This window comes from Periweissella fabaria (assembly GCF_918814575.1).
GTDB classification, from domain to species: domain Bacteria; phylum Bacillota; class Bacilli; order Lactobacillales; family Lactobacillaceae; genus Periweissella; species Periweissella fabaria.
This window is the reverse complement of the sequence record NZ_CAKKNS010000001.1, coordinates 312536-329264: the sequence shown is the minus strand read 5'-3', so window position 1 is coordinate 329264 and position 16729 is coordinate 312536. Positions and strand designations below refer to the sequence as shown.

General features: G+C 38.8%; 15 protein-coding genes. 2 read left to right on the top strand and 13 right to left on the bottom strand.

Translation table 11 applies throughout. The features are described from left to right. Positions 1-113 precede the first annotated feature (113 nt). The 6 genes from LQZ75_RS01655 to LQZ75_RS01630 form a co-directional block, all read right to left on the bottom strand. Positions 114-1712 carry a bifunctional aspartate transaminase/aspartate 4-decarboxylase gene (locus LQZ75_RS01655; protein WP_230096105.1) on the bottom strand — a complete coding sequence of 533 codons (1599 nt, stop codon included), beginning with the start codon at positions 1710-1712 and terminating at the stop codon, positions 114-116. Positions 1713-1879: 167 nt separating this feature from the next. Then, a complete protein-coding gene (locus LQZ75_RS01650; protein WP_230096104.1) occupies positions 1880-3469 on the bottom strand; it encodes a bifunctional aspartate transaminase/aspartate 4-decarboxylase in 1590 nt (529 codons plus the stop codon). Between the two features lie 159 nt (positions 3470-3628). Then, positions 3629-3985, bottom strand: a complete 357-nt coding sequence (locus LQZ75_RS01645; RefSeq protein WP_230096103.1) for a hypothetical protein — start codon at positions 3983-3985, stop codon at positions 3629-3631. Positions 3986-4123: 138 nt separating this feature from the next. After that, the gene (locus LQZ75_RS01640; protein WP_230096102.1) at positions 4124-4423 is read right to left on the bottom strand and encodes a CHY zinc finger protein; all 300 of its coding nucleotides are present in this window, start codon (positions 4421-4423) and stop codon (positions 4124-4126) included. Positions 4424-4551: 128 nt separating this feature from the next. Beyond that, on the bottom strand, positions 4552-5778 hold the full coding sequence (locus LQZ75_RS01635) for an ABC transporter permease (RefSeq protein ID WP_230096101.1): 1227 nt from the start codon (positions 5776-5778) through the stop codon (positions 4552-4554). Further along, positions 5775-6683: an ABC transporter ATP-binding protein gene (locus LQZ75_RS01630; protein ID WP_230096100.1), complete on the bottom strand. Its 909-nt coding sequence runs from the start codon at positions 6681-6683 to the stop codon at positions 5775-5777. The genes LQZ75_RS01635 and LQZ75_RS01630 overlap by 4 nt, the downstream gene beginning before the upstream one ends. Before the next feature lie 754 nt (positions 6684-7437). On the opposite strand from LQZ75_RS01630, the gene LQZ75_RS01625 reads away from it, so the two are divergent. Further along, positions 7438-8601: an aminotransferase class I/II-fold pyridoxal phosphate-dependent enzyme gene (locus LQZ75_RS01625; RefSeq protein WP_230096099.1), complete on the top strand. Its 1164-nt coding sequence runs from the start codon at positions 7438-7440 to the stop codon at positions 8599-8601. A gap of 8 nt (positions 8602-8609) precedes the next feature. After that, a complete protein-coding gene (locus LQZ75_RS01620; RefSeq protein WP_230096366.1) occupies positions 8610-9605 on the top strand; it encodes a D-2-hydroxyacid dehydrogenase in 996 nt (331 codons plus the stop codon). A 364-nt stretch (positions 9606-9969) separates the two neighbouring features. Here the strand turns inward: LQZ75_RS01620 and LQZ75_RS01615 are convergent, their stop codons facing one another. The 7 genes from LQZ75_RS01615 to LQZ75_RS01585 all read right to left on the bottom strand — a co-directional run bounded on the left by LQZ75_RS01615 (position 9970) and on the right by LQZ75_RS01585 (position 16702). Continuing rightward, entirely contained in the window at positions 9970-11013 is a 1044-nt protein-coding gene (locus LQZ75_RS01615; RefSeq protein WP_230096098.1) for an aldose epimerase family protein, read from the bottom strand. Beyond that, positions 11014-12435, bottom strand: a complete 1422-nt coding sequence (locus tag LQZ75_RS01610; RefSeq protein ID WP_230096097.1) for a glycoside-pentoside-hexuronide (GPH):cation symporter — start codon at positions 12433-12435, stop codon at positions 11014-11016. A 64-nt stretch (positions 12436-12499) separates the two neighbouring features. After that, entirely contained in the window at positions 12500-13987 is a 1488-nt protein-coding gene (gene galT, locus LQZ75_RS01605) for a UDP-glucose--hexose-1-phosphate uridylyltransferase (RefSeq protein WP_230096096.1), read from the bottom strand. Then, positions 13984-15180 (bottom strand): galactokinase, encoded by a 1197-nt coding sequence (locus tag LQZ75_RS01600; RefSeq protein WP_230096095.1) that lies wholly within the window; start codon positions 15178-15180, stop codon positions 13984-13986. The genes galT and LQZ75_RS01600 overlap by 4 nt, the downstream gene beginning before the upstream one ends. A 171-nt stretch (positions 15181-15351) precedes the next feature. Continuing rightward, positions 15352-16137 carry a hypothetical protein gene (locus LQZ75_RS01595; RefSeq protein WP_230096094.1) on the bottom strand — a complete coding sequence of 262 codons (786 nt, stop codon included), beginning with the start codon at positions 16135-16137 and terminating at the stop codon, positions 15352-15354. Positions 16138-16159: 22 nt separating this feature from the next. Continuing rightward, a complete protein-coding gene (locus tag LQZ75_RS01590) occupies positions 16160-16372 on the bottom strand; it encodes a hypothetical protein (protein ID WP_230096093.1) in 213 nt (70 codons plus the stop codon). Between the two features lie 72 nt (positions 16373-16444). Continuing rightward, positions 16445-16702, bottom strand: a complete 258-nt coding sequence (locus LQZ75_RS01585) for a hypothetical protein (protein ID WP_230096092.1) — start codon at positions 16700-16702, stop codon at positions 16445-16447. Positions 16703-16729: the final 27 nt, after the last annotated feature.

Below are 16729 nucleotides of genomic sequence, written 5' to 3'. Positions count from 1 at the left end.
TAAGTCAGCATAATCAAATAATACACTAAATAGCCTCCCTGAAGAAATTCTTCAGGGAGGCTATTGTCATATTATAAATATATTCAGGTTTAGCAGTAACTGACGCCTAACCTTTAAGCATTCAGATATTCGTTATTGTAATCAGCAAGTAATTCCAAAATGGCGATGGCAACTTGGCTATATGCTTCATCTGGTAAGTTAGCTTCCGAAACACGGATAACCCCTTCTGAAGTTCCAAAACCAGCACCATCCATTACTACAACCCCACTTTTTTCAGAAAGCTTGTAGAGAAAATCAAGTTGTTCAAAGTTGGCCATTAAGTAATCACGGAAACCTACGTCATATCGTTTTTCAGCTAATTGATAAACATCGATTAAAGCATAATATTTAGAATTATATGGACTAATATTAGCAGGAATTTCTAAGCTATCAAATAAGGCCGCATATCGTTTGGCCACAATCGCTTTAGACGCTTCAACATAATAATCACCATTGTTAGCTTCAAGTAAGAAGTTTAATGAGAATAAAACTTCCATTAATTGCTGTGGTGTTGAAAGACCGGCTGTATGATACAACCCAACGGCACGACTGTCAGCGACAATCCGATCAATAAATTGCATCTTAGCTGGTGCGAAGACGTTTAATGCATAGCGTGCGTCAAGTTCGGCGCGTTGTTCAGCTGGCAATTGACTAATTAAGCGGTCAAAAACATTGTCTTCGTGCGCGGCAATCATCCCTACTCGCCAACCAGTTGCTCCAAATAATTTTGAGTATGAATACACCAGTAATGTATTGTTGGGTACGACTGAATAAACAGTTTGGAAATCGTTAACAAAGGTCCCATAGACATCGTCAGTGATAATAATTAGATCCGGATTATTGACCACTAACTGCTTAATTTGCGCTAATGCACGTTCATCAAGTGCCATTGCGCCAGGATTTGATGGATTAACTAAGAATAATGCTTTGATGTCCGGGTCGCTAACCTTAGCTAATTCAGTTGGTTGAATTTCCCAGTTAGCTTCTTCAGATGAACTTAAATCTACTTCAACCATGTCATATTCATTTAACACTGGGATTTGTAGATATGGCGTAAAGATAGGTGTGCTAACGGCAATCTTATCTCCAGGGGCAAGCAAGTGATTAACCCGCAATGAATTGAAAATGTAGACAATCGCCGCTGAGCCCCCTTCAGTTGGGAATACGTGGGTTTGCTCAGCTAAATCGACACCGTTATAAAGGGTTTCTTGTAAATAAGCGTTAAGAATTTTTTCGGAATGTTTTAAGACCCGACTTGGAACCGGATAATTGTTCCCAATGACCCCATCAACCATTTCTTTGACAAATTCATCACGATTAATATTGAAGCGATTAGCTACATATTCGAGCGATTCAAGCAAAAAGTTATCGGTACTATCACCAGCATCAAGAAACTGAGCAAATCGTGTTGAAATGTCAGTTAAGGTTGTATAGCCAGCTAAATCACCTTTTAAAATTGTCCGCCGTGACTCAGCCACCCCAAATTCAATAATCCGGGCAAACGCCAAGCGAGCTTTAGTGTTAATCCAGTTAGGATTACCACGTCCCGCATCCATTACGACATTATTTTTTTCATTATGTTGTGCCAATTTCAACATTTCTTCACTAATTTCAAAAGCTCCAAGATGTTCTAATTGGTGTTCCATTTCTTTTTGATTTGATTCAATGCTCATATGCAGCACACTCCGAAGTAATATTTTTACCGTAACTTATTTAATTTAAGTTTTTGTATAAATGCAATTTTAACGCAAAAGGTATGCAATTACTTCGAAATAATAAATTCTTAATACTTTTACTTATGACTTATATTAGCAAAACATAAAAGTATACAAAATACATATTAACGGCACTTAAAATGCGTATGGTATTCAGCGAGTAATTCTAGTATTTGTTGAGCAATTAAGCCATAATCCTCATCTGGTAAATTAGCTTGTGAGATACGTAAAATTCCTGCCTCAGCCCCAAAGCCAACTCCATCCATTAATACGACTCCGTTTTTTTGTGACAAATTATATAGGAAGTCAACTTGTTCAAAGTTTTCTGCTAAGTAATCACGAAAGGCCGCATCATAACGTAACTCGGCTAATTGATAAATATCAATCAAAGCATAATATTTTGAATTTTGGCGACTAATATTTTCCGGTAACCCTAAATTTTGATACAGCAAATGATACCGACGGTGGACAATTTGTTTGGCCGTCTCGATATATGGATCTGTTTGACCGTCATGTATTAAATACGTCAGTGAAAATAACACCTCCATGATTTGTTGTGGCGTGGATAAACCAGCGGTGTGATATAGCCCTACTGAACGGCTGTCGGCAACAAGGCGTTCAATGAACGGCATTTGACTGGGATTGACGACATTAATTGCGTAACGGTGATTCAATAGCGCTTGGGTTTTACTTGGTAACTGTTGAATCAAACGATCAAAGACATTATCGCGATGGGCCGCAATCAGTCCTAAGCGCCAACCAGTTGCCCCAAATAATTTTGAGTATGAATAAACTAATAATGTATTATGTGGCGCAATGGCGTATACCGATTGAAAATCATCAACAAACGTTCCATAGACATCATCGGTAATAATAATTAAATTTGGATTAGCCGTAACCATTTTTTGAATTGCTACCAAAGCAGCGTGATCAAAAGCCATAGCACCTGGATTTGATGGATTAACTAAAAATAACGCTTTAATCGTTTTATCCTTTAATTTTTCAATTTCACTTACTTTTATTTCCCAGTTATTCTCTTCTGTTGAGCGTAAATCAATTTCTTGTAGCTCATAATCATTTAGTGTCGGAATCTGTAAATACGGCGTAAAAATTGGAGTGTTAATTGCAATCTTATCACCCGGTTCCAATAAATGATTTTCCCGTAACGAATTAAAAAGATACACAATTGCAGCCGTCCCCCCTTCAGTTGGAAAAATTTGGGTGGGTGTACTTAAATCAACCCCATGAAAAAGCGTTTTCGTTAAATAACTACTAATAATCCTTTCTGTATTATACAATACCCGACTTGGAACCGGGTAATTATTACCAAGCACCCCATCCGTAAGTTCATGCACAACGTCATCTAAATTGAGTTTTAAATGGGTATTTGTATATTGAAGCGCCTGGCTGATAAAGGCATCAGTAGCGTTATTTGTAGGTTGCAAAAAGCTAATTAAATGGTCATAAATCCCATCTTTAATTGTATAGCCACCTAAATTGCCATCATTGATAGTCCGATTTGACTCACTAATCCCAAATTCAACTAACCGATTAAATGCTAATCGCGCCTGTTTATTAATCCAATTCGGATTCCCCCGGCCTGCATTTAAAAACACGTTACTTTTTGCATTATGGCGGGCTAATGTTAGCATCTCATCACTGATTTCAAAAGCGCCCAATTGCTCAAGTTGTTGTTCCGTCTCACGTTGTGTCATGACCGTCCCCCTTTTATAATTACATACTAAATTATGCTCTTTATTATAGTCGTTTTATGCGGGAAATAATGGTTGTAAGTTTATAATTAATAATGCTGTCATATTAAAACAGCTAACAAAAAAGCCAGCAAAATTGATTTTGCTAGCTTTTTGAATAGTTTAGACATGGTGGTGATAAATATGATATTCATGCACAATTGGTGCGTGATAGTATGAGTGATACCCATAATGGTAAGTTGGTTCATAATACGAATGGTGAAAAAATGGTAGGTGGAAGAATGGATGGAAGCCAAATGGTGAAAAGAAACTGTGATAGCCATAACCACCATAATAATGGTGGAAACCAAAAATACTATGCACCAGTCCCAAAATAAGTACAATTCCAATAATAGGAATTAAACATCCCATGACACCACACCCCAACATTGGAGTGCCACCCCACATTGTTTCGCCATTGCGATTTGAAAACCACATCGCTACACCAATGATAGCAATAATGATAATAAGTAGTTCCATTTAATCCGCTTGCCCGTTGGCAAATCCTTCTAAAAATTAGCACAATCGCGTGCCTGAATAAATACTTTAGCTCAACGACCCCCGATACTCAAGCTGCTTTAATTAAAATTAAGTAGTTTAATAAAGTAGTAACTAACATTAATCACTAAAATAGGTATCATAATGGAGCCGACATTTAGGATTAAAAGGATGCTGACATTTAGGACAATTTCCACGCGTATAACTAGTAAAATTCATGAGCGTTTTGCATACACCACACATTACCGCTAAGTCCGTTTTAGAACTCGCAACAAATGTATGGTCCCGTAGTTGATCATGACAAGTATAGCAGGCAAAAAATTGTTGGCATTTAGCACATTTCAAGGCGGCAATATCAGTCGGTAAATGGTAATGTTCACATCTCCCATCCGCATCAAGATTACAGCCAAAGATTTCCAAGATAAACGGCCCTCACTTTCAAATGTTGTTTAATTCAATTATCACCTTCCTTAGTCGGATTGTAAGCGCTAAAAAGGAGTCTTAACTAATAAAAAAGAACTTCTACTTAGAAGTTCTTTTTAGTTATTTCATGATTTGCGATGCATTAGTTGGCGCAATTGCTTGTAAATACTTTCATCGGAATATTCCAAAACATTGCGTTGATAGATTTTTAACCCAAACATCAATATCAAAATAACCACGATTACCTGTAAGATAATGGCGATAAACGCTTGCGGATAACTCACAAAATTGAGCGCTAAGCGACTTGGGATTAAAGTTTGCGAGATGAATGGGATATAAGAAGCAATGTTAATAATCATATTATGTGGTGCACTCGTAACAATAAATGATAAGACATAACCAATCATTGTAAGGTAACTAACTGGTTGGACTGCCTGTTGTACTTGGCTTTGGTCGTTTACTAGCGAAGCGATAATCGCTGCTAAAGTTAAGTACATCACGATAGCAAGTAATAGCATGACAATCGTAACGGCAGCAAACTGCCAACTAATGTTACTAAAGATTGCTTTGGCACTTTTTAAAATACGATTATCACTAAAGATGTTAATCGCAGCACCACCGACAACTACATAAAGTAGCATTTGCGTTAAGGCTAAAGCAAAGACACCCGCAATTTTACCGTAGAATTGACTAGCTGCACTAGTCGCTGCTAACAAAATTTCCATGATACGTGATGACTTTTCATTAGCAATTTCTTGGGCGATGATTTGAACATAAAACAATAAGATAATGAAAAATAAGACACCAATACTGATACTAAGGGTTGAATTAGCCTGGCTATTACCGCCTTTAGTCGTTTTATTTTCATGATTCATCTGTTGGACTTTAAGATTGACGGGGGCGGTTAACGCTTGTAATTTATCAGCAGAAATATTGAGTGATTGTGCCGTAGCTGCCATTTTGAATTGTGTTAAAACCGTCGTTAGCGTTGCTTGATTAATTGTACTGCTGCCAGTTGCAGAAGTTACCAATTGGTAATCCGTATTATTTTTAACGAGGTAGCCATCAATATCGGCCTGCTTGAGCTGTTTTTTGGCGGTTGCAACAGTTGTGACATCTGTTAATTTGACATCAAGTGCTTTTGATTGCTTGAGTGTTTGCGTTAATTGTGGTTGTTGCACAATTGCTAAGGTTGCTTTATCTTGACTAGAACTAGCACTTGAAAAAAAGATACCTATGCCAATTGAAAAAGCGGCTAATAACAACGGTGATAATACTAACATCCAGTAACTTAATGACTTAATCCGAATCCGATATGTTTGTTTAGCAACGATTAACCATGGTCTTTTCATAGTTCCACCTCCGTAGCCGCAACTTCTGTGCGGAAAATTTCATCTAATGATGGTGGGGTTTGCATAAATGCTGGCACATAATTGTTTACGGTTGTCACTCGTTCAAAAACAGCATGGCCCGCCGCTTCATCGCGTAACTTTAAGACCCGCCCAAGATTGGCCTGACTAATCGCTTCAACGCCGTCAATTTGTAATAAGTCAGCATCACTAACATCTGATTCCAAGTAAACACGCGTCCGCCCAAAACTTTCACGAATCGCATTTGTTTCACCAGCTAACACGGTCTTTCCTTGCTTGAGCATTAATAAATGGTCGGAAAGTTCTTCCACACTAGCCATATTATGGGCACTGAAAATGATGCGTGCTCCAGCATCACGTAGTAATTTAATTTCGCGCATCATTAAGGACGTATTTACTGGATCTAGGCCCGTAAATGGTTCATCTAAAATGAGTAATTGTGGCTCAAAGATGAGCGTTGCAATTAATTGGACTTTCTGAGCGTTCCCTTTTGAGAGCGTTTGGACTTTATCAGTTGGTTTACCAACAACTTCCAAACGCTCTAGCCAACGTTTTAATTCACTTTTAACTGTGGCCTTTTTCATCCCATGTAATTCACCAAAATACTGCATTTGTTGTTCAACAGTCCATTTTTGATATAACCCACGTTCCTCAGGTAAAAAGCCAATTTTTTGCCGAATGGCTGGTGTAATTGACTGACCATCAAAAAGAATCTTACCATTATCCGGTTTAATAAAATCTAGTAGCATTCGAAAGGTTGTTGTTTTTCCCGCCCCATTTTGACCAATTAACCCTAAAATTTGCCCATCGTTAAGCGTTAATGATAGGTTATCAACGGCTGTCTTAGTGCCAAATTGCTTAGTTAAATGTTGTATTTCAATTGCCATATAATCGCCCCCTCTTTATAGCATAAAATTATCTATAAATAATCTTCTACTATAAAGAGTTGTTTGACAAGTCTTTATTTAATGAAAATTTAAATTTGTATATACCAAAATTATTAGACGTGCTAATAAAGACGATTAAAAAAGCCCCAAAATAAATTTTGGGCGCTTTCTTAAGATATTTATGTAGTCAAATTTTCATAGACCATCAATGCACATAAAAAAATTATCCAGTTCATTAATGCGAACTGGATAATTTTGACGAACAATCAATAGTCCGGGGGGACTGTAATCTGAGGAAATCAAATTAGATGCCTATCAACTAACCCCATCCTATCTCATACCCTAATTATATCAGTTAGTTTCTAAATAATATGATTTGCGGATTGAAATTGACAAACTTCTATTTACGTTACGCTTACAAATATTAGTAACGTTTAATTATTAAATTAAAATTAAATGATAAATTTGTGTTGCTTTTTTCATTTTGCAAGCGTATATTTTAGCTAAGTTATTTAAAGGAGCTAATAATTATGTTAGATAAAAATATGCAACAATTGAATAACGCGTTTTTACTCTTCTGGTACCGCGCAGATTAATTCTGAATGGCATCAGTCCTTTTTCGATACCATTCAGCTCAACTTAGACCTGAGTGGAATCGATACCATTTTATGTGATATCAAACAACCAATCCTCTCAGGCTAGTCTGGGGGGATTTTTAATTTATTAACACAAACATTTGGAGGCTTATCATATTATGGAAAATTTTAAGACAAATACCCGGTTAGATCAGTTAGCACCCTCATCAATCTTAGCTTTTGATGCTGAGATTTCAAAAATTCCAGGCATTATTAAATTAACCCTTGGGGAACCAGACTTTAATACCCCCGAACACGTTAAAGACGCTGGTAAAACTAGTATTACTAATAATGCAAGTCACTACACGGACTCATCAGGTAAGTTGGCACTCCGTACAGCAGCCTCCACTTTCTTAAGTCAAAAATACCATGCTAACTACGACCCCGCCACGCAAATTGTTGTCACCGTTGGGGCAACGGGTGCAATTTACTCAACTATTACAGCGTTAACTAATCCGGATGATGAAATTATTATTCCTATTCCGATTTTCCCATTTTACATTCCAGTAACGTTACTGAATGGTGCCAAGCCAATCTTTGTTGATACAACCGCTGATGGCTTTAAACTAACACCAGAAAAACTTAGCGCAACCCTAGCGGCGCATCCTAAAGCTAAGATGTTAATTATGAACTACCCAACTAATCCGACTGGCGTGACTTATGATCGCGCCGAACTTGAAGCATTAGTAGCACCTATTCGTAATAAACCGATTGTTGTGTTAAGTGATGAAATCTACAGTGAACTAAGTTACAGCCAAAAACACGTTTCACTAGGTGAAGTATTACCCGAGCAAACTATTTTAGTTACTGGGGTTTCTAAGTCACATGCGATGACGGGCTGGCGAATTGGCTTTGCAGCCGGCCCAGCTGATTTAATCCAAAAAATTGCAATGATTAATCAATTTACAGTAACATCCGCTACTACCAATGCACAAGATGCCGCCATTGAGGCATTAACCGCCGGGGCCGACGACGGACTAATTATGCAAGCTGAATATCTTAAACGCCGTGATTACTTAATTCAACGGTTAACTGCCATGGGCATTGAAGTGATTAAGCCTGATGGGGCCTTTTATATCTTTATGCGGATTCCAGCGCAATTTGGTACCGATAGTTTTGCCTTCGGTCATCAGCTTGCTCAAGAAGCACAATTAGGCCTTGTCCCAGGGGGTGCTTTCCCAGCTGGTGAAGGTTACATGCGCTTAAGTTATGCCGCTAGTCTCGCTAATATTACAACCGCAATGGATCGCTTAGAAGCCTTCATTAATGCCAACCAAAAATAGGAGTTTTAATTATGAAAATTTTGATGTATAGTGTCCGACCAGATGAACAACCAGCGATTCATGCCTGGGCTGAACGTAACAATGCCCAAGTTGATACAACACCACTACCATTTGTGGGTAACATTAACTTAGCTACCGGCTATGATGGTATCTCAATTTTACAACATGCCCGCATTGACGATGTGCATGTGTATGAAGACCTTGCCGCTTTGGGTATTCACCATATCTCATTACGAATTACCGGATATAACACGATTAACTTTGAACACGCGGATGCAAATGGGATTGTTGTTACCAACGTTCCGGCCTATTCACCACGTTCAGTTGCTGAAGCTGCCTTAATGCATACCATGGTACTTTTACGCCAACTTGAAAATACAGAAGCCCGGATGCGGCAGCATGATTATAGTTGGAATGGTCTCCAAGCCCGTGAAATTCATAATCTGACGGTGGGTGTTTTTGGCGCTGGTAAGATTGGTGGCACTGTGGCCCGGATTTTTAAGGCTCTCGGTGCTCGTGTTATTGCCAATGATTTAACACCACGTACCGATTTGATGGATACGGTTGAGTATGTTGATTTTGAGACGTTATTAGCTGAAAGTGACGTCCTCACAATTCATACCAATTTAGATGCTACGACCCATCATTTATTTAATACTGCAACCTTCGCCAAAATGAAAAATGATGCCTTTTTAATTAATTGCGCGCGTGGCCCAATTGTTGAAACGGCAGATTTAATTACCGCCTTACAATCTGGTACGATTGCGGGGGCTGGTTTAGATGCCCTTGAAGGTGAAGAATTATTTGTTGAGCATGATTTAACTAATGATCAAACCCATGACTTTAGTCTCTATGACCAACTTTTGGCCTTACCTAATGTATCAGTAACACCACATATTGTCTTTTACACGGATGCGGCGGTCCAAAATATGGTTGATATCGCCTTAGATGATGTTGCCCTGATTGTCCAAGGTAAACCTAGCCCTCATATTGTCCATGACTAGCAAAAAACCGTAGCGCATATTGCGTTACGGTTTTGTTTTTTTTTATGATCTTGTTTGACTTTGTTGATAAACTTGCCAAGCAAGATAAGCGATTCCAATCAGTAATGCTGGAATAAAAAGTATTTTGACAAGAACCCAACAAAAATAGAGTAACATAGCTAAAATTAAATAGGGAATGGCTTTATTAAATAAGTACCCAAGAATTATCACAAGAATTAAGAATGTGAGCATAAAAATACTCCTTTCATTAGTTATTATGAATTAAATTATACCTGATATTAACTAATTTGTCACATACAAAAAGCCTGCTAAAGATAAACTTTTAGTAGGCTTTCTTAATTATTATTTACAACCATTAAATTATTTAACGATGATTATACTGATAAATAATCTGGTAAGTCTTAGTTTCGCCAGGCTCGATACTGATATCTCCAAAACCAAGATGATTGACCGCATCTGGTAAGTTTTGGGCTTCAATCGCAATCCCTTCATATGGATGGCCAAGTCCGCGGTTCAAGTTCATAGTCGCATCATTTAAATCATTTGCTGTATACAAAATAATGCCATTACGGTCTGAATAAACGGTGACTTGGCGCCCAGTCGCATCATCAACTAAGGTTGCAGCAGGCATACTAAGATCCCCGCTAACAATAAAGGCATCATCTAAGCCGCGTTCTGTTGTCATTGCTTTAAAATTTTCAAGCCGGTCGCCTAAATTAGTCAGATCGGTAAAATCATACAATGCATTACCAACCGGAACTATTTCACCTGTTGGAACTTTGTCAGCACCTAATACTAAGCGTGCTTCACTAGCAACTTGTAAACTCATCTGAGTAACATCACTAACGATTGGATCACTTACATTGAAATACGTATGAACCGTTGGATTAAAAATACCGCTAACCCCTGCTTGGGTTCCACTTAAATTAATCACCACTTGATCATCATTATTCAATTGATATTGGACTTCCATATTAAGTTCACCAGGATAGCCATCACTAGCTTCCGTTGCTTGGTAACTTAAAATCACCGCTTCATTCAAACTATCAATCCGACTTGCGAAAACTTGATTTCCTAAACCATTGGGACCCCCGTGCAAGCTATTGCCATTTTCATTTGCCGGCACAGTAATTTGCTTCCCCGCCGATGTTTGCCAATTGGCCCCACCAATGCGACCAGCATGGCGGCCAATTACTCGATTGAAATTATAGCCATGTTCCGTAAAACCAGCTAAATCATCAAAACTCAAAACCAGATTAATCCGCTGACCGGCATCCATAACCGAAAATTCTTGAATGATGCCGGCATATGACAAAATTCGTAACCGGGTTTGATGCTGATTTTCAATCGTATAACGATAAATTGGCACCCCATCATAGTGGCCAAATTCTTCTTTAGTGACTGTCATTTAGTCCTCCTTTTGCATAGTTAATTTTGCTTCAAGTTCACTAACAATTTGAGCGTGTTCTTTTTCAAATAACCGGACCTTCCAGAAAAAAATAATCCCAGAAAAGAGCATTAGTAAAGCTGGTAACGCAAAGGCAAATAAATTGAATGTGTGAATATCATGTGGTGTGATATTACTTACTGAAGCAGTCCCACTCATACCAGCCGCCACTGCGATAAAACCGACAATCCCGTTTGAGAGTGCGCCAGCAATTTTATCCATCAATGGTCGTAGTGACAAGGTCACAGCTTCGTTGCGCACCCCATTCTTTAATTGCCCGTATTCAACTGAATCGGTAATTGTCATTAATGCTGATAAGAAAATCCATTGTTGTGGGAAGTAAAATAAGACGGTCGCAATTTGCACCATTAACAGATTTTGGCCAGCAAACATAAAGATTGCATATGCCAAGATGTTCATAATTAGGCCAATAAGGTAGACATACCGTCGTGAAAACAACTTAGCCAATAACGGAAACATTGGGACAGCAATAATCCCGGTAATTGTGGCAATTAAACCCACAAACCAAAATTCACCAACTCGGCCAAGGACGAATTTGTAGAATAACAATAAGACCCCGGTTGTGGCGACATTGGCAATGGCATAGGCAATATATGAAAGTGCTAACCACATTAATTGGTCATTTTTGGTAATAACAACAAAGACTTCTTTAAAGCTAATTTTCTTATTTTGTTGTCGGACAATTGATTGATTTTCTTTAGTCGTTAATGCGGTGATAATGGCTGTTCCAGCCGAAATGATCCCCACAATTACCGCAAACCAAAACCATCCAACGGCACCTTGTTCATGCCGACCAGTAACCAAGTAGGTAATAAATGTAGTTAACGGAACGACGACCAACGTGGTCCCGTTAGCCCCAATTGATGAACCAAATCGGGCAAACGTGCCTAATTTTTCACGTTCATTAGAATCAGTTGAAAGCGCTGGAATCATTGACCAAAAGGCAATATCTTTAAATGAGTAAAAGCAATCTAGTAAGACAAAAATAATCCCAAATAATACGATAAACAAATCACTACCGGTCTTTGCTAAGCCAAAGAAGTTTGTAAAGATAACCATTAATAGTAATCCTGATACCACCCCACCAACGACTAACCATGGTTTGAACTTACCATATTTAGAACGGGTGTTATCAATAATATTTCCAATAATTGGGTCAAAGACAATTTCAATTAAGCGGATAACCACGACTAGGGATGTAATAATACCAATTAAACGGGCGGTATCTTTACCGGCCCCTTGGAACATCACACTTGTCACAAAAATAATAAAATACGTACTCAAAGTTACATAATATGTGTCATGACCAAAGGCCCCTAGCGCATAACCAATTCGTTGCTTCCATTTGTTTGTAGTATTCATTTTAAAACCTCACTGATATTAGTGTTTTATTTCGCAAGCACTAATCAATTCTGAGATTTAAGTCTTATGCCAAACTTGCAATGAATGCTTTAAAAGCTGCTCGACCAGCCGGCGTTCGTTTAAAGACCCCCGCATCTGCTAGTACCCGACTAAAGACTGCCCCAATTTCAGTGTTGATAATTGCATCAACATTGCTGGTGGTAATATGTGGATATTGGATCTTTAGCCCATCTGCCCATTTTTGGTGAATGTCGTCAACTCGGTCATTTGTACCAAGCAAGTAATCTCTCACGCCCGCCATTTCAGGAACTAACCGTGGTGGTAAGATTGCTAAGCCCATGACTTCAATTAAACCAATATTCTCTTGTTTAATATGTTGGACATCTTGGTGTGGGTGAAAAATACCATCCGGATATTGGGCAGATGTATTGTTATCACGGAGGACTAAATCAATTTCATATAAGCCATCATGCATGCGGGCAATCGGCGTCACCGTGTGATGGCGAACTCCATCAGGGGTATAAGCAATAATGTCTTGGGCTTGATAACTAAAGTGTTGCCACTTAGTCATAATTAATTCACTTGCTCGGACTAACTTCTCATAATCAGCATCTTGTAAGCGAATCACAGACATCGGCCATTTAACAATCCCTGCCGCAGCTAAGGGAATACCTGGAATTTCAATCGGTGTTTCAATTGGTGCTTGGGCCATGGGCATGGTATACCGACCGGCTTGGAAATGATCATGCGTTAAAATTGATCCACCTACAATTGGTAAGTCGGCATTCGAACCAATAAAGTATTCGGGGAACAGGCGCACGAATTCAAACAAGCGCCGGATGTTGGCCCCATTTACAATCATTGGCCGATGCTCTTTTGCAAATACAATGGCATGTTCATTGTAATATGCATATGGTGAATACTGGAAGTACCATGGCTCGCCACCTAACGTTAACCTAATGACCCGATGGTTTGAGCGTGCAGGATAATTTAAACGCCCAAAGTAGCCTTCGTTTTCTAAACACAATTGACAAACCGGATAGCCACTACTGGCCACCTTTTGGGCTGCCGCAATTGCTTTGGGGTCTTTTTCTGGTTTAGACAAATTAATTGTTATCTGCAAGTTGCCGTATTCACTAGCATATGGGAATTCAATATTACGAGCAATCTCACGTGTTTTAATATAATTAACGAGTTTTGAACGATGATAAAATCCATCAGTAGCAGTCCGGGGACTAACTTGATATTGCTGCCAGAATTGTTGATTAATAATACTTGGTAATGGCAACATCAAATTCATAATGGCCGCCCCCAACATATCGGTATTAATTGATAGCCCTTGAGCGGCGTAATTATTAATACCAATAGTGACTACTTGGTCCATTAAATCAAGTAAAGTTCCTTCAGCAATGGGCGTATAATTATCAAATTGCTCTTCTTTAATAATGACTAAAATTTGATTAATCAAGTAAACCGCATCCTCATCAGTACAATCAGAAGCTGTAATCATTGCATGTGCGAGGCCTTTTACTAAACTCGATGGATTAGTCATGCTAATACCTCCTCAATTGCGCCAACCCAGTGCGCACCATCGCCAATTTCGGCAACGTAAAACGATGGTGCATATCCGATCTTATCGGTGTATACTTGGCCCACATTGGCTTCAAAGTTCGCAACTTGTTCGCGTGGTACTAAGGCAATCGCACAACCACCAAAGCCCGCCCCAGTCATACGCGCCCCAAGCACACCAGGTTGTTGTTGGGCCGTTTCAGCTAGAGTATCTAGTTCAACACCACTAACTGCATAATCATCTTTGAGTGATTGATGTGAAGCATTCAACAACTTACCAAACTCAACTAAGTTACCCGCAGTTAAATACTTTACCGCCGCTTGTGTACGTTCATTTTCAGTAACGGCATGCCGCGCACGTTTTAAGACAGTTGGATTAGTAATTAAGTGTTGCGCCGCCGCAAACTCAGCGCTAGTTAATTCACCTAAAGTGTTAATTTTGAGTTCTTTTTGTAAGCAATAGACGGCTTCCTGGGTTTCTTTAACCCGTTCGTTATATTTAGAATCTACCAAGTTACGGGGTTTGTTGGTATTCATAATGACCACAACGTAATCCCCTAATTCAACTGGGACCATCTCATAAACCATGGTATTTGTATCCAAATAAATCGCTTGATTAGCTTCACCAAAGCCAATTGCAAATTGATCCATAATCCCGGTATTAACACCGATGTATTCATTTTCAGCTTGTTTGCCACTAGCAACTAATTGTAAGCGTGGCACTTTAAGGTTAAATAAACGTTGCGCAACAACGCCAATCATCAATTCCAAAGAGGAAGATGATGATAAGCCAGAAGCACTTGGAATATTGCCTTCAATTACTAAATCGAAACCATGCTCGAATTTATTACCGTAACCACGTAAGGCGATTAAATCGCCTTTAACAAAGTTGGCCCAATTACCATGTGGTAACTTGGTGGTATCATCAATATCAAATTCAATAATGCCCGTTTCAGTAAAATTAGTTGAATATAAACGGACTAATTTATCAGATCGGGCCGCACCAACACCATACGTACCAATCGTAATGGCGGCTGGAAAAACATGCCCGCCATTATAATCAGTATGCTCACCAATTAAATTGATTCGTCCTGGTGAGAAAAAAGCATCCGTTGGGGTGGTATTAAATTGTTCTTTGAAGATGGTATTAAGCTTTGTAAAAACTTGTGTGTCCATTACTTAATCCTCGCTATAATAAAATTATTAAAATTCATTGCGTTTAATGTAAGCGCTAACATAGTTGGTACACCTATATTTTATATGTTGAATTAACGTTATGCAATTATAAATATAAATTTCTGAATTATAAAAAGCCCCTTGAAAACAAAATTTTCAAGGGGCTTTACGTTACTTAACAACGCTCCAATCATCAAGCGTCCGTCCATTGGCATCTTGGAGAACTAACCAACTGTTAGTGCCTGCAAAGTATAAAAAGTGCCCAACTTCATTTGGGCTTTTCAAAATGATATCCTGTGTCGTTTGATAATCACTGATTGCCGCTGCTTGTTCTGCCCGTAATGTATTAGCAAAACGGGCCGAAAAGCCAAGGCTACCATCTTGATTTAGTGGTGCTTCAGGAACCAAAGTCGCTCCGGCAACTAACCGCATCTCATTACGCTTTTGCCAATAGACTGTGGCCGTAACACCAGCATAATCGACATAAAACGGTATCGTGCTAAGGGCTTTTTGCCACCGATGTTGTGGCTTGCCACCTTTTTTACTTGGTGTTACAGCTTCTGCAACTGGTGTCGCCTGTACGAACGCATAACCCAACCAATTTAACAGTGGTTCAACAACCGTAAGATATTCCGCTAACGGCGCGTGATAATTTTGGGGGATTTTAATGGGTTCATAAAGCGCGTCACTAGCTAACCACCCTAATTCGTGGGCACGATTAGTCACCGCAGCTAATAAATATTGAGGTTCCATATCCCAAGCTGGTACAAGCGTAATTGTACGATCGAATGCTTGTTTATCCAAAGTTGTACTTCCAACCGCAATTAGTTGATGCGCCGTAAAATACAACGTCACCCCACCATTGGTTGGTGCCGTGTCACTAATAATTAGCTGTCCCAAATCATTTGGTAACGTTAATGTTAATCCTTCTGCATTCATGATGAATTCATTTGCCATCGGTAATCACTCCTTATTCATGTTACTTACGTTGACTTAATGCAATCGCTGCTTGGTTGATAAAATGAAAACTGACCAGTAGTAATAAAATACTGATACCCACTAAACCATATGTCACGCTTGGTTGCCCCCATTTTAAAGCGGTCACAACCCCAATTAGCATAACGGGCAATATATTTAACGCCATTACTAGTAGTAATTTGACGCGAAGTTTAAGATTACGAAAGAATTGCATGTTAGTTCCTCTATGAAGATTATTTTAAGTGTAATTATAACAAAAAAGACAGTTGGCACAATGCCAGCCTGTCTAGTGAAAATTATTTGCATGTTGCGGGTTTAATACTCGCCCACCTTGGTAAATTAGCGTCAATGCAATCAGGCCAATGACTGGCATCAAAATATCACCAAGTCGCCAAACCCAAGCATCACTATGCATTAAGTATGCCGTAAAACTAATTAATAAAATTGGTAAAATCAATCCCAGATACTTATTACCAACATAACCGGCCACAATTTGGAAAAGTAAACAACCAATTGCAAAAACTATAAAAATAACATTTCCCATATGTATCGCCCTTTACTCTCTTCTAAC